This is a genomic window from Bifidobacterium callitrichos DSM 23973, from assembly GCF_000741175.1.
In the GTDB taxonomy this organism is placed as follows: domain Bacteria; phylum Actinomycetota; class Actinomycetes; order Actinomycetales; family Bifidobacteriaceae; genus Bifidobacterium; species Bifidobacterium callitrichos.
In genome coordinates, this window is the sequence record NZ_JGYS01000016.1 from 37,502 (window position 1) to 54,327 (window position 16,826).

At 65.9% G+C, this 16,826-nt stretch carries 16 protein-coding genes, 2 tRNA genes and 1 pseudogene; all 19 read right to left on the minus strand.

Going from position 1 to position 16,826, the window contains the following annotated elements; genetic code table 11:
* Nucleotides 1–17: 17 nt before the first annotated feature.
* The 19 genes and pseudogenes from purH to holA all read right to left on the minus strand — a co-directional run bounded on the left by purH (nt 18) and on the right by holA (nt 16,729).
* Nucleotides 18–1,649 carry a bifunctional phosphoribosylaminoimidazolecarboxamide formyltransferase/IMP cyclohydrolase gene (gene purH / locus BCAL_RS08870; protein ID WP_043164235.1) on the minus strand — a complete coding sequence of 544 codons (1,632 nt, stop codon included), beginning with the start codon at nt 1,647–1,649 and terminating at the stop codon, nt 18–20.
* Nucleotides 1,597–3,084: a cell division protein PerM gene (locus tag BCAL_RS08875; RefSeq protein ID WP_052118982.1), complete on the minus strand. Its 1,488-nt coding sequence runs from the start codon at nt 3,082–3,084 to the stop codon at nt 1,597–1,599. The genes purH and BCAL_RS08875 overlap by 53 nt, the downstream gene beginning before the upstream one ends.
* Nucleotides 3,081–4,004: a succinate--CoA ligase subunit alpha gene (gene sucD, locus BCAL_RS08880; protein ID WP_043164237.1), complete on the minus strand. Its 924-nt coding sequence runs from the start codon at nt 4,002–4,004 to the stop codon at nt 3,081–3,083. Before sucD ends, BCAL_RS08875 begins: the two co-directional genes overlap by 4 nt.
* The gene (gene sucC / locus BCAL_RS08885) at nt 4,004–5,206 is read right to left on the minus strand and encodes an ADP-forming succinate--CoA ligase subunit beta (protein ID WP_043164240.1); all 1,203 of its coding nucleotides are present in this window, start codon (nt 5,204–5,206) and stop codon (nt 4,004–4,006) included. Before sucC ends, sucD begins: the two co-directional genes overlap by 1 nt.
* 93 nt (nt 5,207–5,299) lie before the next feature.
* The gene (locus BCAL_RS08890; RefSeq protein WP_043164396.1) at nt 5,300–5,881 is read right to left on the minus strand and encodes an adenine phosphoribosyltransferase; all 582 of its coding nucleotides are present in this window, start codon (nt 5,879–5,881) and stop codon (nt 5,300–5,302) included.
* A gap of 2 nt (nt 5,882–5,883) precedes the next feature.
* The gene (locus BCAL_RS08895; protein WP_043164242.1) at nt 5,884–6,339 is read right to left on the minus strand and encodes a preprotein translocase subunit YajC; all 456 of its coding nucleotides are present in this window, start codon (nt 6,337–6,339) and stop codon (nt 5,884–5,886) included.
* 68 nt (nt 6,340–6,407) lie between these two features.
* Nucleotides 6,408–7,508: a Holliday junction branch migration DNA helicase RuvB gene (gene ruvB / locus BCAL_RS08900; RefSeq protein ID WP_043164244.1), complete on the minus strand. Its 1,101-nt coding sequence runs from the start codon at nt 7,506–7,508 to the stop codon at nt 6,408–6,410.
* Nucleotides 7,509–7,517: 9 nt separating this feature from the next.
* Nucleotides 7,518–8,140 (minus strand): annotated as a pseudogene (ruvA, locus tag BCAL_RS08905) (Holliday junction branch migration protein RuvA).
* Nucleotides 8,141–8,221: 81 nt separating this feature from the next.
* On the minus strand, nt 8,222–8,806 hold the full coding sequence (gene ruvC, locus BCAL_RS08910; RefSeq protein ID WP_043164250.1) for a crossover junction endodeoxyribonuclease RuvC: 585 nt from the start codon (nt 8,804–8,806) through the stop codon (nt 8,222–8,224).
* Between the two features lie 6 nt (nt 8,807–8,812).
* Nucleotides 8,813–9,568 carry a YebC/PmpR family DNA-binding transcriptional regulator gene (locus tag BCAL_RS08915; protein WP_043164253.1) on the minus strand — a complete coding sequence of 252 codons (756 nt, stop codon included), beginning with the start codon at nt 9,566–9,568 and terminating at the stop codon, nt 8,813–8,815.
* A gap of 150 nt (nt 9,569–9,718) precedes the next feature.
* Complete coding sequence (gene thrS / locus BCAL_RS08920; RefSeq protein ID WP_043164255.1) at nt 9,719–11,761, minus strand: threonine--tRNA ligase; 2,043 nt, start codon at nt 11,759–11,761, stop codon at nt 9,719–9,721.
* Between the two features lie 200 nt (nt 11,762–11,961).
* Nucleotides 11,962–12,150 (minus strand): hypothetical protein, encoded by a 189-nt coding sequence (locus BCAL_RS08925; protein ID WP_043164256.1) that lies wholly within the window; start codon nt 12,148–12,150, stop codon nt 11,962–11,964.
* Nucleotides 12,151–12,310: 160 nt separating this feature from the next.
* Nucleotides 12,311–12,383 (minus strand) — tRNA-Asn (locus BCAL_RS08930).
* Nucleotides 12,384–12,427: 44 nt separating this feature from the next.
* A tRNA-Asn gene (locus tag BCAL_RS08935) sits at nt 12,428–12,503 on the minus strand.
* 98 nt (nt 12,504–12,601) lie between these two features.
* Entirely contained in the window at nt 12,602–13,645 is a 1,044-nt protein-coding gene (gene tsaD / locus BCAL_RS08940; RefSeq protein WP_043164259.1) for a tRNA (adenosine(37)-N6)-threonylcarbamoyltransferase complex transferase subunit TsaD, read from the minus strand.
* Nucleotides 13,642–14,235 (minus strand): ribosomal protein S18-alanine N-acetyltransferase, encoded by a 594-nt coding sequence (gene rimI / locus BCAL_RS08945; protein ID WP_081887397.1) that lies wholly within the window; start codon nt 14,233–14,235, stop codon nt 13,642–13,644. The genes tsaD and rimI overlap by 4 nt, the downstream gene beginning before the upstream one ends.
* The gene (tsaB, locus tag BCAL_RS08950) at nt 14,232–15,080 is read right to left on the minus strand and encodes a tRNA (adenosine(37)-N6)-threonylcarbamoyltransferase complex dimerization subunit type 1 TsaB (protein WP_052118983.1); all 849 of its coding nucleotides are present in this window, start codon (nt 15,078–15,080) and stop codon (nt 14,232–14,234) included. The genes rimI and tsaB overlap by 4 nt, the downstream gene beginning before the upstream one ends.
* Nucleotides 15,081–15,141: 61 nt before the next feature.
* Nucleotides 15,142–15,723: a tRNA (adenosine(37)-N6)-threonylcarbamoyltransferase complex ATPase subunit type 1 TsaE gene (gene tsaE, locus BCAL_RS08955; protein ID WP_043164261.1), complete on the minus strand. Its 582-nt coding sequence runs from the start codon at nt 15,721–15,723 to the stop codon at nt 15,142–15,144.
* A gap of 43 nt (nt 15,724–15,766) precedes the next feature.
* A complete protein-coding gene (holA, locus tag BCAL_RS08960) occupies nt 15,767–16,729 on the minus strand; it encodes a DNA polymerase III subunit delta (protein WP_043164402.1) in 963 nt (320 codons plus the stop codon).
* Nucleotides 16,730–16,826: the final 97 nt, after the last annotated feature.

Sequence of the window (16,826 nt, forward strand, 5' to 3'; positions counted from 1 at the left end):
TCGACCCGATCGCTCGATCAGTGGAAGAAGTGACGGGTTCCGGTCAGGTACATCGTCACGCCGGCCTTCTTCGCGGCCTCGATGACCTCCTCGTCGCGGATGGAACCACCCGGCTGGACGATGGCCTTGACGCCGGCGTCCATCAGGGTCTCGGCACCGTCGGCGAACGGGAAGAACGCGTCGGAGGCGGCCACGGAACCGGTGGCGCGGTCGGCGCCGTCCGCCAGCGTGTTCGCACGCTCGACGGCCAGATGGCAGGAGTCCACGCGGTTGACCTGACCCATGCCGATACCGACCGTGGCCTGATCGTGCGCAAGCAGGATGGCGTTGGACTTGACGCAGCGGATGGCGCGCCAAGCGAACACGAGATCCTTCAGCGTGGCCTCGTCGGCGGGTTCGCCGGAGACGAGCTTCCACGCGTCCGGATCGTCGCCGGTGGCGTTGATGAGGTCCATGTCCTGCACGAGCAGGCCGCCGTCGATCTGACGGAACTGCGTGTGGCCCTTCGGCGGCTCGGCCACCTTGAGGATGCGCAGGTTCTTCTTCTTGGTCTGGAGCAGCTCCAGCGCCTCGGGCTCGTAGGCCGGGGCGACGATGACCTCGGTGAAGATCGGACGCACGCTTTCGGCCATTTCAAGGGTGACGGTGCTGTTGCACGCGATGACGCCGCCGTAGGCGCTCACCGGATCACAGGCGTGGGCCTTCCTGTGGGCCTCGGCCGCGGTGGCTCCGATGGCGAGACCGCACGGGTTGTTGTGCTTGACCACGGCGACCGCGATGGACGGCGCCATATCCCACACTGCGCGCCATGCGGCGTCGGCGTCGACGTAGTTGTTGTAGCTCATCGGCTTGCCGCCGAGCTGCTCGGCGTGCGCGAAGCCGTTGCGGTCCAGCGGATCGAGGTACAGGGCGGCCTGCTGGTGGGAGTTCTCGCCGTAGCGCAGTGTGTGCGCACGATCCCAGGTGCGGGTGAATGCGGCCGGGAACTTGGCGTCGTTGACCGGATGGTCCTCGTCGTCGTGATCGGTTTCGACGATGGTGGCGGGCTTGGGCCAGTGCTTGGCGGTCCACTCGTTGATCGTCGCGTCGTAGGCGGCGGTGTGGGCGAACGCCTTGCCGGCCAGCCAGCGGCGCTCCTCGAGGGAGAAGCCCTCGCCGTTCGAGATGCGCTCGGCGACCAGCGCGTAGTCGGCCGGATCGGTGATGATCGCGACGGTGGCGCTGTTCTTCGCGGCGCCGCGCACCATGGACGGGCCGCCGATGTCGATCTTCTCGATGGTGGCGGCCTCATCGGCGCCGGAGCGCACGGTGTCGGCGAACGGGTACAGGTTCACGACGACCAGATCGAACGGCTTGATGCCGAACTTCTCCAGCTGGGCGGCGTGGTCCGGGTTGGTCATGTCGGCGAGGATGCCGGCGTGGATGTGCGGGTCGAGGGTCTTGACGCGGCCGTCGAGGCACTCGGGGAACCCGGTGACTTCGCTCACTTCGGTGACGGGCACACCCAGCTCGGCCAGACGCTTGGCGGTCGAACCGGTGGATACGACCTCTACGCCGGCCTTGATGAAGGCCTCGGCGAGCACTTCGATGCCTTCCTTATGGAAGACGGAGACCAGCGCCCTCCTGATCGGACGATTGGTTGTTGTCATCGTGTTCCTCCTTTGATGGTTGTTCACGCTTCACGTTTTGCGCCGAACGCACGACTCTGCCGGCCTTCGGTGTCTTGCCCGCCTTGCCTTCGGCCACGCGGACGGCACGACGCTCGTCGGCGGCCCTGACGGGCTGCACACGGCCCGGATCCCCGTCGGACGTCCGCTCGACATGTTCCGTGCGCGGCGAATGGTCGGCGTGATGCTCGACAATCCAGTGTATCCCGTAGACGGCCGCCAACACTACGGTGACGACGAGCCATGCGCTCGTCAGCCCGAATCCGAGCGCGCGGGCCACCGCCGCCGTCGAGGGGACGACGTCGACGCCCACATGGGCGAGCCGCTGGTGGCCGAGCGGGCCGTTCGACAGCGCGAAACCTGCGGCCGACAGTCCGATCGTGGCCGCGGCCACGGCGACGAGCACGCCGGCATGGCACAGCATCGTGACGATCAGACGCTTCAGCCCGTCGGCGTCGCCGAACGCGACCGGCCTGATCTTCATCGGGCCGGGCAGCAGCATGGCGAGCAGGGTGAGGACCGCGTAGACGGCGGGGATGACGCATTGCAGGATCAGACGGATGCGGTCGTCGCCCACCCCTTCCGGCATCAGGCCGAATACCGGCAGCGGCGGCAGCCCCGCGGACTGTCCCGCCCACATGGTGAAGACGCCGAGATCGCCGATGTGGAATCCGGCACCCAGCAGCCACGAGAACGCCCAGACCATGAGGTTGGGCAGCCACGCGCACGAGGCGATCGTGGTGAGGATGCGCGAGCCGTTCTCCATGCCGTCCATGTCGAACAGGAGCGCCATGCCCTGCCAGTCGCGTACGATCCATACGATCACGACGACAAGTCCGGCGACGCATGCCACGATGAACATGACGGTGACGAGCAGCAGTGCAAGCGCCACGGCGTCGTAGGCCCGCGCGCCGACACGTTCCCTGAACGCGGTACGCGCGTCGGACATGAGCCGCGAGCCCGGCAGCGCGCCCAGCAGGTATCCGACCGTCCAGATCGCCGCGGCCTTGGCGATGATGGTCAGCGGCGGATCCTCGAGTTCGATGGACGTGCCGTTGGCGCACATGAGGTCGAGCACGATCCATATGCCGAGACCCACCGCCCAGTTGATGATGTTTCCCCCCGCCTTGCGCGCGCATTGCGCGATGAGCGCAACCAGCAGGATGGTCAGGAGCAGGGGCGTGATGCCGACGCGTACCGTGCCGAGGGAAAACCCTACGCCCTGGCTGAGCAGGATGACGGCCTGGGTCAGCGGAACGGCGGATGTGGGCAGGTTCTCGCCGCCCTCCTCCATCGAGATGACCAGCAGCATCAGCGCGATGAAGCAGCCGAGCGAGATCGCATAAAGCGCCATCGCCCCGAGGGAGGCGACGGCGCCCTTGATGACGATGGCGAGATATCGTGATTTCAGTTTCACTGATCGAGACCCGCAAGCACCTCACGCATGATATCGGCGGCCTGGCCTGGCGTGCGCCCGACGCGGATGCCGACGGCTTCAAGCGCTTCCTTCTTGTCCTTTGCGGTGCCCTTGCCGCCGGAGACGATGGCGCCGGCGTGGCCCATCTGCTTGCCTTCGGGGGCGGTGAAGCCCGCGATGTAGGCGACGACCGGCTTGGTCATGTGCTCGGCGGCCCACTGTGCGGCGTCCTGTTCGGCGTTGCCGCCGATCTCGCCGATCATCATGACGGCCTTCGTGTTCGGATCAGCCTCGAAGGCCTGCAGCGCCTCGAGCAGCGTGGTGCCGACGATCGGATCGCCGCCGGCGCCGAGGCACGCGGTGAAGCCGATGTCGGACAGCTCCCCCATCAGCTGGTAGGTGAGCGTGCCGGACTTGGAGACGAGACCCAGCGGACCGCGGGAGACAATGCCGTCGGGGATGATGCCGAGGTTGACGCCGTGCGTATGCTCGGACGAGGCCAGGGTCATGAGCCCGGGGCAGTTGGGACCAACCACGCGTGCGCCGTGCTGCAGCGCGAGCTCGACGAAGTAGGCGGAATCGGCGACCGGAATGCCTTCGGTGATGACGACGATGAGCTTGATGCCGGCCTCGATGGCCTCGACCACAGCGTCCTTGGCGAAGCGCGGCGGCACGAACACGACGGATGCGGTGGCACTGGTGGCCTCGCGAGCCTCGGCGCAGGAGCCGTACACGTGGATCGTGGCGTCCTGGCCGTCCTTGGCGGCCGGGAACGTGACGTCAAGACCCGCCTTGCGGGCGTTGACGCCGCCGACGATGTTGGTGCCCGCCCTGAGCATGCGGGCGGTGTGGGTCATGCCCTGATGACCGGTCATGCCCTGCACGATGACGGGAGCGTCGTCTTCAATGAACAGCACCATCAGTTGGTCTCCTTGGTCTTCTGCGCGTTGGCCGCGATGCGTGCGGCCTCGCTTGCCGCCTCCTCCATGGTCTGGGCGACATGCACGTTCGGGGTGTTCGATTCGGCGAGGAGGGCGAGACCCTCGGCAGCGGCGTTGCCGTCGAAGCGCACGACGATCGGCTTGGTGCCGCCGAGCGTCTCGACCGCCTCGAGGATGCCCTTGGCGACCTGCTCGCAGGAGGTGATGCCGCCGTACACGTTGATGAACACCGACTCGACCTGCGGATCGGACAGCACGATCTCGAGGCTGGCGGCCATGACCTCGGCCGAGGCGCCGCCGCCGATGTCGAGGAAGTTGGCCGGCTTGATGCCGGTGCCCTGTTCCTCGCCGGCGCCGGAGACGGCGTCGAGGGAGCTCATCACGAGACCCGCGCCGTTGCCGATCACGCCGACCTGGCCCTTGAGATGCACGTAGTGCAGGCCGTGCTCCTTGGCGCGGCGTTCGAACTCGTCGTTGGCCATCGGATCGGCGAAGCGCTTCCAGCCGTCGTGACGGAACGCGGCGTTGTCGTCGAGGGAGATCTTGGCGTCAAGCGCGCACAGGCTCTTCGAGGACTCGTCGTCCGGATCGCCGATCTTGGCGAGCGGGTTGATCTCGACGAGCGTGGCGTCGTTCTCCTTGAAGCACTTCCACATCTTGAGCAGGATCTGCGCCGCCTGATCGACGTCGGCGTGGTAGAAGCCGATGCTCTCGGCCATCCTGGTGGCGGCCTCGAGATCGAAGTCGTCGAGCGCCTCGATGTGCAGGCGCTTGACCGATTCGGGGTGCTCGCGGGCGATCTCCTCGACCTCGGTGCCTCCGTTGGCGGTGGCGAGGACGTCGTAGTCGCGCGAGGTGCGGTCCACGGAGATGGACACGTAGTATTCGTGAAGGATGTTCTTGCCCTCGGCGACGAGCACGCCGTTGACCTTGTGCTTGTGGATGGTCATCGGCAGGATGGCCTCGGAATCGAGAATGGCCTCGTCGCGGGTCTTGGCGAGTTTGACGCCTCCGGCCTGACCGCGATGGCCGATCTTGACCTGCGCCTTGACGACGCAGGGGTATCCAAGCTGTTCGGCGGCTTCGGCCACCTCATGCGAGTTCTGTGCGTAGATGGCCTTCGGCGTGGGGATACCCTGCTCCTCGAGCAGTTCGCGCGCCTGATATTCGTAAAGATCCATTGCTCTTTTCCGTTGCGTGTGATTGTCGATTGATTACCCGTGGGTCCGCCGTTTGCCTTCCAAACGACGGACCCACGGATCGTCGGCCTCGACTCAGGCCGGCATGGAGATGAGCGTGCTGACGGGGACCTCGCCGAGCTTGTCGAGCCCGTCGAGCCCGTCGAGCGCCATCACGAAGCTGAAGCCCGCGATCGTGCCGCCCGCCTTCTCGATGAGGTCGGCACCGGCCTTGGCGGTGCCGCCGGTGGCGATGAGGTCATCGACGATGAGCACGCGCTCACCGGGCTTGACGGCCGCGGTCTCGATCTCGACGCTGGCGGTGCCGTACTCCAGATCGTAGGATTCGCCGATTGTCTCGGGCGGAAGCTTACCCGCCTTGCGGATGGCGATGAACCCCTTGCCCAGATGATGGGCGAGAGCGGGGCCGAACAGGAAGCCACGCGATTCGAGGCCTGCGATGGAGTCGAACTCGTCGGCCGGCAGCGGCAGGGCCGCCTCGAGTGCGTGCATCAGCACGTCGAGGCCTCTGGCGTCGGCCAGCACCGGCATGAAGTCACGGAAGATGATGCCTTCCTTCGGGAAGCCGGGAATGGAGCGGATCAGGGAGACGAGGTACTCGGCGTCGCTCTGACCGACCTTGGCGAGATCCTTGATGACGATGTCGCTGTCGGCCATGATCACTTGGCTTCCTTGTCCGCGTTCACGGCGTTGTCCGTGCCGGCCTCGGCGTTGTTCGCCGCGACGGAGTCCTCGACGTTCACCTGGGCGACGTCGGACTTGGCATCGGACGTGACGTCGGACTCGGCGGCATCGTTCTCGGCGATCGGGTTGCCGTTCTCGTCGACCTCGTCATCGGAGACGTAGGCGGGGCGCACGTATTCGCGGGAGATCGCGTTGAAGCCGACGCGGAGCCTGCTGCCTTCGGAGTCGATGACGACCTCCTCGTACTGCTCGTCGACGGAGACGACCTTGCCGATGATCTGGCCGATGGTGATGATCTCGGTACCCGGCTGGAGGCTGGAGCGGAAGTCCTTGACCTTCTGCTGCTGTTCCTTGGCCTTCTTCTGCTGCCACCACATCATGCCGCCCATGACGACGACGAGCACGATGATGAAGATAAAACTGGAATCCATGACGATGATTTCCTTCCGGTCGGGAAACAATGACTAATCCGAATAACGACTAATCCAAAATATAAAGTCTAGAAAAGCTTGCTGACATCGTTCCCGTCCGCATCGGCATCCGGCCGTATGCCGAGATGCCTCCACGCCTTGTCGGTGGCGACGCGGCCCTTGGGCGTGCGGATGAGGAATCCCTCACGCACCAGATACGGCTCGCACACGGTCTCCACGGTCTCCGATTCCTCGCCGACCATGGCCGCAAGGGTGTTGAGACCCACCGGACCGCCGTTGAAGTTCCTGACGATGGCGTTGAGCACCGCGATGTCCAACCGGTCGAGACCCTCGGCGTCGATCTGGTAGAGGGACAGCGCCTCCCTGACGTCATCGGGGCCGACGGAGGGCAGATCATGAACGATCGCCCAGTCGCGCACGCGGCGCAGCAGACGGTTGGCGATACGCGGCGTGCCGCGGGAACGCAGCGCGAGCTCGTGGGATGATCCCTCGTCCAGAACGATGCCGAGCACTCCGGAGGAACGCTCGACGAGCTTCTCCAACTCCTCCACCGGATAGAAGTCGAGGTGGGCGGTGAAGCCGAATCGGGCGCGCAGCGGCGAGGGCAGCATGCCCTCGCGCGTGGTGGCGCCGATCATCGTGAAGCGCGGCAGCGTGAGCGGGATCGACGAGGCGCCCGGCCCCTTGCCGACCATCACGTCGACTCGGAAGTCCTCCATCGCGATGTACAGCAGCTCCTCGGCCGCACGCGGCAGACGGTGCACCTCGTCGACGAACAGCACCTCCCCCGCGTCCAGCGAGCTCAGGATCGAAGCGAGGTCGCCGGCGTGCTGGATGGCGGGACCGGAGGTGATGCGGATCGGCACACCGAGCTCGTTGGCGACGATCATCGCCAACGTGGTCTTGCCGAGGCCCGGAGGGCCGGCGAGCAGGATGTGGTCCGGCGGCACCTCGCGCTTGCGCGCCGCGTCGAGGAACAGCTGGAGCTGGGCCTTGAGACGGGGCTGGCCGATGAATCCGGCGAGGGCGTGGGGGCGCAGCTCCTCGTCGCTGACCGGTTCGTTGCCGAGCGGCTGGGAGGAGACCATGCGCAGCGACTCCTCGTTGGCCCCGATGTTCTCGTTGCCCTGCGGCTGGGCAAGTTCGGCGCTGATGTACGGTTCGTTCATGTCCGTCTATCACCGCCCTCTGTCCAGCGAGGCGAGGGCCAGACGCAGCACTCTGGCACGTCCGTCTCTGCGATCGGCGTGGTGATGCCATTGTCCTCCAAGGCGGCATGCACCGCGTATTCGGCGTCCTGTTCACGCCAGCCAAGGGACATGAGGCCCTCGATGACCTGTGCGGCACCCTTGTCCTCGACTCCGGCGGTCGTCACGGAGGTGCCGTTCTCCTCCAGAGCCTCCAGATCGATGGACCCCTTGAGCTCGAGGATGATCTTCTGCGCGCCCTTCCTGCCGAGACCGGGAGCCTTGGCCAGGGCTGCGGCGTCGTTGTCGGCGATCGCGCGGGCGAGCTGGGTGGGGTTGAGCGTCGAGAGCAGCGACAGCGCCACCTTCGGTCCGATGCCGTTAACCTTGATCAGCTGCAGGAACGTGCGCTTCGCCGCGGGCTCGAGGAACCCGTACAGCGTGATCGCATCCTGCGAGACGTTGAGATAGGTGTAGACCCTCGCCTCCATGCCGCCATGGACGCGGGAGAGGTCGGCCGAGGGCATGCGCACCTCGTAGCCGACTCCCCCGACCTCGATGAGCATGGCCGAGGCATCCACCGCATCGACCATGCCGCGTAACGAACCGATCACGACACCTCCTATCGAACAACTGTTCGACAGTGTATCACACGGTATCGCACGCGGGCATCACATGCAGGTATCGCACAGACATCACATGCCGCGGTCGGCGTTGATATGGCGCTTCGTCGCCTTCTTGGCGGCATCGGCCCACTGCCGCTGCGCGGGCGTCAGATGCTCCTCGCGCTCCCCGCCCTGCAGCGCGCCCGCGGGACGCAGGGCGTGGCAGATCGCCAGCGCGAGCGCATCGGCCGCGTCGGCGGGCGTGGGCATCCTGTTGAGGTTGAGGATGCGCGTGACCATGCGCTCGACCTGTATCTTCTGCGCCTGGCCGTTGCCGGTGATCGCGAGCTTCGCCTCGGTCGGCGTGTGCAGCGCCACCGGGATGTTGCGCTGCGCTGCGGCGAGCATGGCCAGTCCCGCGGCTTGCGCGGTGCCGAGCACGGTGTTGCGGTTCGACTGGGCGAACACGCGCTCGATCGACACGGCATCCGGAGCGTAGGTCTCGATCTTGTCGACCAGCCCGTTGTAGATGGAGAGCAGACGCAGATCCTGCGACACATCGGGCGACGAACGCACGACGTCGACGTGAATAAACGAAAGCCGGCGGTGTGCGCCGGCTTCGATCACGCCGACCCCGCAGCGTGTGAGCCCGGGATCGACGCCAAGGATGATCACCTCGGATTACTCCTCGTCAAGCTGTTCCATGACCTCGTCGGAGGCGGTCCAGTTGGAGTAGATGTTCTGCACATCGTCCAGATCATCGAGGTTGTCGATGAGCTTGGAGACCTTGCGCGCATCGTCGAGGGTCAGTTCGACCTCGTTCTTCGGGCGCATGACGATATCAGCGGAATCGTAGTCGAAACCGGCGTCCTGCAGGGCCTTGCGGACGGTGTGCAGGTCGGACGGGTCGGTCACGACGGTGAACACGTCGCCATCGTCGACGACGTCCTCGGCACCGGCGTCGCCGGCCTTCTCGAACAGGTCGTCGAAGTCGACACCCTCGGACGGAACCTCGATCTGGCCCTTGCGCTCGAAGTTGAAGGACACGGAGCCGGAGGTGGCCAGAGAGCCGTTGCCCTTGGTCAGGGTGGAACGGACCTCGGCGGCCGCGCGGTTGCGGTTGTCGGTCAGGCACTCGATGATGAGGCCGACGCCGGCGGGGGCGTAGCCCTCGTAGACGATGTCCTCGTAGTTGGCGCCGCCGGCTTCCTCACCGGAGCCACGCTTGATGGCGCGCTTGATGTTGTCGGCCGGCATGGAGGCCTTCTTGGCCTTGTAGACGGCGTCGTAGAGGGACGGGTTGCCGTCCGGATCGCCACCGCCCATACGGGCCGCGATCTCGATGTTCTTGATGAGCTTGGCGAAGAGCTTGCCGCGCTTGGCGTCGATGGCGGCCTTCTTGTGCTTGGTGGTCGCCCACTTGGAATGACCTGACATAATGCTCCTAGCAGGTTGACGGATAATGGACAAACGAAACGATTGTAGGGCGGTTAGCCGACAATCGGCTTCGTCCGATCAATGTCGTCGATCGGACGAAGCCGGTCGGGGAACCGCCCCGCGGCTCGTATCAGAACCGCTCGGAGTGTCTCACTCCTCGGTGTCCTCGGTCGCGGCCTTGAAGTCGTCGGCCGAGTTGACCTGGACGCGCTTCTTGATGACCTCGAGGATCTTCGCGCGCGCCTCGTCGACCGGCACGCCGTTGAGCTGGCTGCCGTCGCGGAAGCGGAAGCTCACCGCGTTGTTGTTCATGTCCTCCTCGCCGACGATGAGGATGAACGGTGCCTTGGACTTGGAGGCGTTGCGGATCTTCTTGCCGAAGCGGTCGTCGGAGTAGTCGATCTCGCAGCGGACCATCTCGTCCTCGAGGCTCTTGACGAAGCCGGCGAGGTGCGGGGCGAACTCGTCCGCGACCGGCACGCCGAGCACCTGCACCGGGGCCAGCCACGCCGGGAACGCGCCGGCGTAGTGCTCAAGCAGCACGGCGAAGAAGCGCTCGATGGAGCCGAACAGCGCACGGTGGATCATCACCGGACGCTGGTGGGTGCCGTCGGCCGCGATGTACTCGAGCTGGAAGCGCTCGGGCAGGTTGAAGTCGAGCTGGATGGTCGACACCTGCCAGGTGCGGCCGATCGCGTCGCGGGCCTGCACGGAGATCTTCGGGCCGTAGAACGCGGCGCCGCCCGGATCGGCCACGAGGGTCAGGCCGGAGTCCTTGGCGACCTCGGCGAGCGTGTTGGTCGCCTCCTCCCAGATCTCGTCGCTGCCGACGTACTTGTGCTCGTCCTTGGTGGACAGCTCGAGGTAGAAGTCGTTGAGGCCGAAGTCCTTGAGGACCTTCAGGACGAAGGTCAGCAGGTTGGTCAGCTCGCCCTTCATCTGCTCGCGGGTGCAGTAGATGTGGGAGTCGTCCTGGGTAAGGCCGCGCACGCGGGTCAGACCATGGACCTCGCCGGACTTCTCGTAGCGGTACACGGTGCCGAACTCGAACAGGCGCAGCGGCAGCTCCTTGTAGGAGCGCTGGCGGGACTTGAAGATGAGGTTGTGCATCGGGCAGTTCATCGGCTTGAGGTAGTAGTCGAAGCCCTGCTTGGTGATGTTGCCGTCGGCGTCGCGCTCCTCGTCAAGGCGCATCGCCGGATACATGGAGTCCTTGTACCAGTGCAGGTGGCCGGAGGTCTCGTACAGGCCGCCCTTGGTGATGTGCGGGGTCTGCACGAAGCTGTAGTGGTACTTGCGGTGCATCTCGCGGGAGTAGTCCTCCATCGCGTTGATGACGGCCGCGCCCTTCGGGTGGAAGACGGCCAGGCCCGGTCCGATCTCCTCCGGGAAGGAGAACAGGTCCATCTCGGCGCCGATCTTGCGGTGGTCGCGCTTGGCGGCCTCCTCAAGACGCGTCTGGTAGGCCTTGAGATCCTCCTTGGTGGCCCATGCGGTGCCGTAGATGCGCTGCATGGTCGGGTTCTTCTCGTTGCCACGCCAGTAGGCGGCGGCGGAGCGCTCGATCTTGAACGCCTTGATGAAGCGGGTGTTCGGCAGGTGCGGTCCGCGGCACAGGTCCTTCCACACGACGTTGCCGTCGCGGTCGACGTTGTCGTAGAAGCTCAGCTCCTTGCCGGAGATCTCGGTGGCCGTGGAGGGGTCGAGATGCGCCTCCTTGTCCTTGATGAGCTCGATCTTGAACGGCTGATCGGCCTCCTCCGCGAGCGCCTCCTCCTCGGTCGTCACGCGGCGGCGGAACGACTGGGAGGACTTGATGATGCGCTGCATGTGCTTCTCGATGTTCTTCAGATCGTCCGGCGTGAAGGGCTGGTCGACCTGGAAGTCGTAGTAGAAGCCGTCCTTGATGATCGGACCGACGCCGAGCTTGGCGTTCGGGAACAGTTCCTGCACGGCCTGGGCCATGACGTGCGTCGCGGAGTGACGCATGATGCCGAGGCCGTCCTCGGAGTCGAGCGTGACGGATTCGACCGTGTCGCCGTCAGCGAGCGGGGTGTACAGGTCGCGCAGTTCGCCGTTCAGGCGCACCGCGATGATGTCCTTGTCGTCCGCGAAGAGCTCGACGCCGGTGGTGGTAGCTTCCACCTCCTTCGCCTCGCCGTTGACTGTGATGGAGATGGAGCTTTGCGCCATGATGTGTCCTTTGCTATCGGGGCCCGCGTTACTAATGGGCAGGCCTGGACTGTGTGATCAACAGTGGACACGATAGGCACGATCGGCGACATGCGCAAGCCGCGTTCGAGTATCGAACGGATTGATGAAACCGGCCATACACGGTTCACGGCCCATTCGAGGCCGGTTCATCATCGGTTCATCGTCGATTCATCGCCGGCTCAGGCGCGCTGCACCAGCCATTGCGCTGCGACCTTCTTCGAGGGGAACACGCCCTGCGCGCCGTTGGCCCCGTCGGCCAGCCACATGCGCTTCAGTCCGAAACGCTGCTTGCGCACCGTGCCCGCTCCCGCTCCGTCGTGGAGCACGGCGAACACGCCACGCTCTATCCTCATGATCCTGACGTCCATGATCCCGGCCTCCTTGCCGTAATCTCTTGTTCGTTATCTGCGATGCTAACGTCGACACGCGCGACGCGCCGTCCGGAACACGCGGAGAGGTTGCGGCGAAGGCTCCGATGCATCCGAACACACAGAAAAGCCGCCGGCGATGCGCCGACGGCTTGTTGGGCTCCTGCGGCTGGGCTTGAACCAGCGACCGTCCGATTAACAGTCGGATGCTCTGCCAACTGAGCTACGCAGGAATATTCAGTTTTCTCCACCCGAGCCTCTCGGCTCGACCGAAGTATGGCTCCTGCGGCTGGGCTTGAACCAGCGACCGTCCGATTAACAGTCGGATGCTCTGCCAACTGAGCTACGCAGGAATGGCTTGCTCACAGGATCTCTCCCGTTCGCACAAGACGTGTACTTTACCGTGAGGCCAGTGGAAACGTCAAATTCGGCGTGTCTACATCGAACACATCTACATCGAGACCCTGGTCAGGGGCATTGCGGAGTCGATGGGGAAATCGGGGGCGCTGGGCCTGACGCCCGCCTCGACGAGGTTCACGCCGAGCATGGCGACCATCGCACCGTTGTCGGTGCACAGCTTCAGTTCGGGGATGCGCACCTCGATGCCGTTGCTGCGTCCGAATTCCAGCAGCTTCGCGCGCAGCTGCGAGTTCGCGGAGAATCCGCCGCCGACGATCAGCGTCTTCGAATCGTACTGGCGGCAGCCGCGCATCGCCTTTCTCGCCAGAACCGTGGCCACCGAATCGGCGAGCGAGGCGCACACGTCGTCGACGGGGATCTCGCGGCCTGCGGCCTGCTCCCCTTCCACCCAGCGGGCCACGGCGGTCTTGACGCCGGAGAAGCTGAAGTCGTAGGGGTGCCTTGCGCCGGCCTGCCCTTGGGTCAGGCCCTGCGGCACCTTGATGGCGTGCGGGTCGCCCTGCTGGGCGTGACGGTCGATATGCGGGCCTCCCGGGTAGGGGAAGCCCAGCAGGCGGGCGACCTTGTCGAAGCACTCCCCCGCCGCGTCGTCGAGCGTCGTGCCGACCACGTCGATGCGGCGCGCCACGTCCTCGACGTGGAGCAGCGACGTGTGCCCGCCGGAGACGATCAGGGCGAGCGTGTCGTCGGGGAACGGGCCGAACTGCAGCTGCGTGACCGCGATGTGTCCGATCACGTGGTTGATGCCGTAGATCGGCTTGTTCGCGGACCATGCGAGGGCCTTCGCGCCGGAGACGCCCACGGCGAGGCATCCGGCGAGACCGGGGCCGGCGGATACGGCGATCGCATCCACATCGGACAGTTCCAGACCGGCGTCGGCGAGCGCCTTGGATACGCATGGCACGAACGCCTCGGCGTGCGCGCGCGAGGCGATTTCGGGGATGACGCCGCCGTATCGCGCGTGTTCCTCCATCGAGGAGGCGACCACGTTGGACAGCAGCGTGCGTCCTTGGACGATGGCGGCCGCCGTTTCGTCGCAGGTCGATTCGATGCCGAGCACGATGGGTTCGCTCATCGTTTGTCTTCCTCCCGTTCCTTGTGTTCCTTGCCCTGTTGCCTGCCGCTGCCCGTCCCGGAGTCCGCGAATCCGATCACTCGTGGGGCGAGGTCCAGAGCCATGGTGTACGCGTCGATGTTGCCGGGCTGGTAGTAGCGTTTGCGCAGTCCCATGCGCGTGAAGCCGAATCGTTCGTAGAGCGCGAGTGCGGGGTCGTTGTCGACGCGCACTTCGAGCAGCATGCGTGCGGCGCCCTGGCCGCGCGCCTCGTCGATGAGCGTGGCCAGCAGCTTCGCGGCGATGCCTCGACGCTGGTATGCGCCCGAGACGCCGATGGTCATGAGCTCCGCGTCGTCGCCGTCGTACCAGAAGCCCGCGTATCCGACGATGGCGGAGGTGTCGTCCACGCAGACGTAGTAGGTGCGGGCGGGGGCGTCCAGCTCCTCGCGCACCATGTTCTCGCTCCATGCGCCGCGGCCGAACAGTTCGCGTTCGAGTCGCGCGACGGCACCGACGACGACGTCACGGTCGAGTTCGTCGATGGGCGTGATGCGCAGGCCGGACAGTCCGGCCTGCGTCGGCTGTATCGATTGCGTCGGCTGCGTCATGCTTGCGGACCTGCCGTTTCGGCCCCGATTCCGGTCTTGACCCCATCCGCGCGCGTGGCACTCTCGTGGCCGAGCACGTGCTTCAACGGCGCGGGGATCTCGGCGTCGGGTCGGCGCAGATAGAGCGGTTCGACGGGCGGCTGCGCGTCGCCGCGCGCGGTGCGGCCCGTTGCGGTCGCGGCGAATATGTCGAGTCCTCTGGCGCCGAGGTCCAGCACGGACCGGTCGGTCACGTCGCCGAGACGCTCGATCCCCTGCCATGCGGCGGCGTATTTGGCGGCGCCGTGTCCGGCCACGTCGACGATGTAGTCGACGCCGTCGCGTTCGGCATGCTCGGTCACGGCCGCGTTGACGCGTTCGACGATGCGTTCGGGGTAGTCGATGTCCATGGCGATCCAGCGCCTGTCCGCCGCCTGGAAGTCGGGCAGGCTGATGGATCCGTGGTTGAGGCAGAAGTACAGCTGCTTGCGTCGCGCGTCGTTGACGCATAGGGTGACGTGACGATCCAGCTCCTGTGCGGATTGCGAGGATTGCGCGGATTCGGCCGCCATCATCTCGCCCTGCACGTCGAGGATGTTCTGCCCGATGAGCGTGGCGCCGGTGGCGAATGCGATGGCCTTGGCGGCGACGATGCCGGCGCGCAGGCCGGTGAACGGTGCGGGACCGGTACCCACGATGACGGTGTCGATGTCGGCGGGGTTCAGTCCCGCCTCGCCGACCGCACGGGCGATGTTGGGCTGGAGCCGTTCGACATGGGTGCGCGAATCGGTTTCGATGATCGGCTCATGCCCCACGACGCCCACGGTCGAACCGTATGACGTGTCGATCACCAGTGTGCAGCCCATGAAACCTCCCTATGATCGGAAAAAGCCTCTAGCGAGTGTACACCCGGCCGCGGCGCGTACGTCACAGCGTGAAGTCGGCCCAGCGGGGGCCGACGGGCACGAGCGTGACGATACGCGTGCCGTCGCCGGTGAGTTCGCCGTCCGGCCCGTAGGCGGCCGTCCCGTCGTCGGTATCGTCCAGCGGGCGGGCGATGTGGATCTCCAGACGTTCGGGGGCGAGCGCCGCGACCATCTGCTCGCCCCATTCCATGAGGATGACGGTGTCGTCGTCGGTGTCCTCCAGCTCCTCGTCGAGTCCCAGCGATTCGAGCTCGTCGAGGAGCCGATCGACGGCCGCCTGGCCGGGCGCGTAGTCGGCGCCGCCGAGACGGTAGGCGTCGACGTGCACCAGATGGGCGGGGCCGCCGTCGGCGAATCGTCCGTCGAGTTCGCGGGCGATGGTGAACGTGGGCGAGACGATCGGCTCGCCGATGCCGAGACCCTCGCCGAATCCCTGTGCGAACGTCGTCTTGCCGGCGCCCAGCGGTCCGGACAGGAGCAGCACGTCGCCGCCGCGGACCTTCCCCGCGATGCGGCGGCCCAATGCGTGCATGTCCTCGCCGGTGGGCACTTCGATGCGGATGGTTCCGTTCCCGTTGGTCATTTCGTCCTCCTTCATCGTTCTATCGGCCGTCCCATCGGTCGTTCTATCGTCCCTTCGTCGCGATCGTCTCGATGCTGCGCTCGAGCGCGTACATCGGATCGCCGCCGCTGGTCTTGCTCTGCTCGTCGGCCCATGCGAGCATCCGTATGCAGGCGGCCAGTCCCTGCGACGTCCATCCGCCCAGACGGACCTTCTGCAGCATCCAGCTTGGCATGCCGGCCTCGGCCGCGGAGATCGCACCGGTCTTGACGGCCGACGCCTTGGCCACGGTGCGCAGCTTCGCCGCAAGCGCGCCGATCAGCGCGATCGGAGCCGTGCCCTGTTCGACGGCCGAACGCATCATGACGATCGCGTCGGCGGTGCGGCCGGCCAGCGCCGCGTCGGCGACGGCGAATCCGGTGACCTGCGGATTGTCGGTCAGATACTGGTTGACGCGGTCCAATCCGATCGGATCGTCGTCGAAGTCGAAACACAGCTGTCCGCACATCGCATCGAGTTCCCCGGTGCGATCGCCGAGCACGTCGACGAGCTGCTGGGCGGCGAGCGGTTCGACGCGTCGGCCAAGCCGTTCGAAGCGGGACAGGACGAAGTTGAGCTTCGCCTCCGGCTTCTTCAGGTCGGGCACCTCGTCCTTCGCCGCTCCGGCACGCACCAGCTGGTCGACCAGACGCCTGCCCTTCTGTCCTCCCTCGTGGCGGCAGATGACGCGGCTCGCGTTCGGATCGTCCGCCGACTCCCTGAGATAGGCGAGGATCGCCTCGCCGAGCTTCTCGTCGGCGGATTGCAGATTGTCCACCCGCACGACCGCGGTTTCGGCCAGGAGCGAGGGGCTCACCGCCTCGTCGAAGGCGTACCGGTCGGCCGACGCCGCGTCGATCTCGATGAGGTCCGCATCCGGTCGGGTCTTGAGCGCCTCATCGCATAGTTCGCGTGCGGTACGCGCGTTGAGGTAGGCGTCTCCGCCGAACACCACGCGCACGAGCGCGTCTCCTGCCTTTGTTGCCATGATCTCCATCACCCCACACCCGTTGGACAACGGGCGCGGAAAGACGGGACGGGCCATGGCCGATCGCAGCGGAATGCTCCGATCGGCCACGGCCCGT

Bases quoted from the DNA above. Each gene is read 5' to 3' on its own strand.
- ruvB (WP_043164244.1), bottom strand. From the start codon at position 7,508: ATGAACGAACCGTACATCAGCGCCGAACTTGCCCAGCCGCAGGGCAAC.
- sucC (WP_043164240.1), bottom strand. From the start codon at position 5,206: ATGGATCTTTACGAATATCAGGCGCGCGAACTGCTCGAGGAGCAGGGT.
- holA (WP_043164402.1), bottom strand. From the start codon at position 16,729: ATGGCAACAAAGGCAGGAGACGCGCTCGTGCGCGTGGTGTTCGGCGGA.
- tsaB (WP_052118983.1), bottom strand. From the start codon at position 15,080: ATGGGCTGCACACTGGTGATCGACACGTCATACGGTTCGACCGTGGGC.
- BCAL_RS08915 (WP_043164253.1), bottom strand. From the start codon at position 9,568: ATGTCAGGTCATTCCAAGTGGGCGACCACCAAGCACAAGAAGGCCGCC.
- rimI (WP_081887397.1), bottom strand. From the start codon at position 14,235: ATGACGCAGCCGACGCAATCGATACAGCCGACGCAGGCCGGACTGTCC.
- BCAL_RS08895 (WP_043164242.1), bottom strand. From the start codon at position 6,339: ATGGATTCCAGTTTTATCTTCATCATCGTGCTCGTCGTCGTCATGGGC.
- purH (WP_043164235.1), bottom strand. From the start codon at position 1,649: ATGACAACAACCAATCGTCCGATCAGGAGGGCGCTGGTCTCCGTCTTC.
- BCAL_RS08890 (WP_043164396.1), bottom strand. From the start codon at position 5,881: ATGGCCGACAGCGACATCGTCATCAAGGATCTCGCCAAGGTCGGTCAG.
- BCAL_RS08925 (WP_043164256.1), bottom strand. From the start codon at position 12,150: ATGGACGTCAGGATCATGAGGATAGAGCGTGGCGTGTTCGCCGTGCTC.
- tsaD (WP_043164259.1), bottom strand. From the start codon at position 13,645: ATGAGCGAACCCATCGTGCTCGGCATCGAATCGACCTGCGACGAAACG.
- sucD (WP_043164237.1), bottom strand. From the start codon at position 4,004: ATGGTGCTGTTCATTGAAGACGACGCTCCCGTCATCGTGCAGGGCATG.
- thrS (WP_043164255.1), bottom strand. From the start codon at position 11,761: ATGGCGCAAAGCTCCATCTCCATCACAGTCAACGGCGAGGCGAAGGAG.
- tsaE (WP_043164261.1), bottom strand. From the start codon at position 15,723: ATGACCAACGGGAACGGAACCATCCGCATCGAAGTGCCCACCGGCGAG.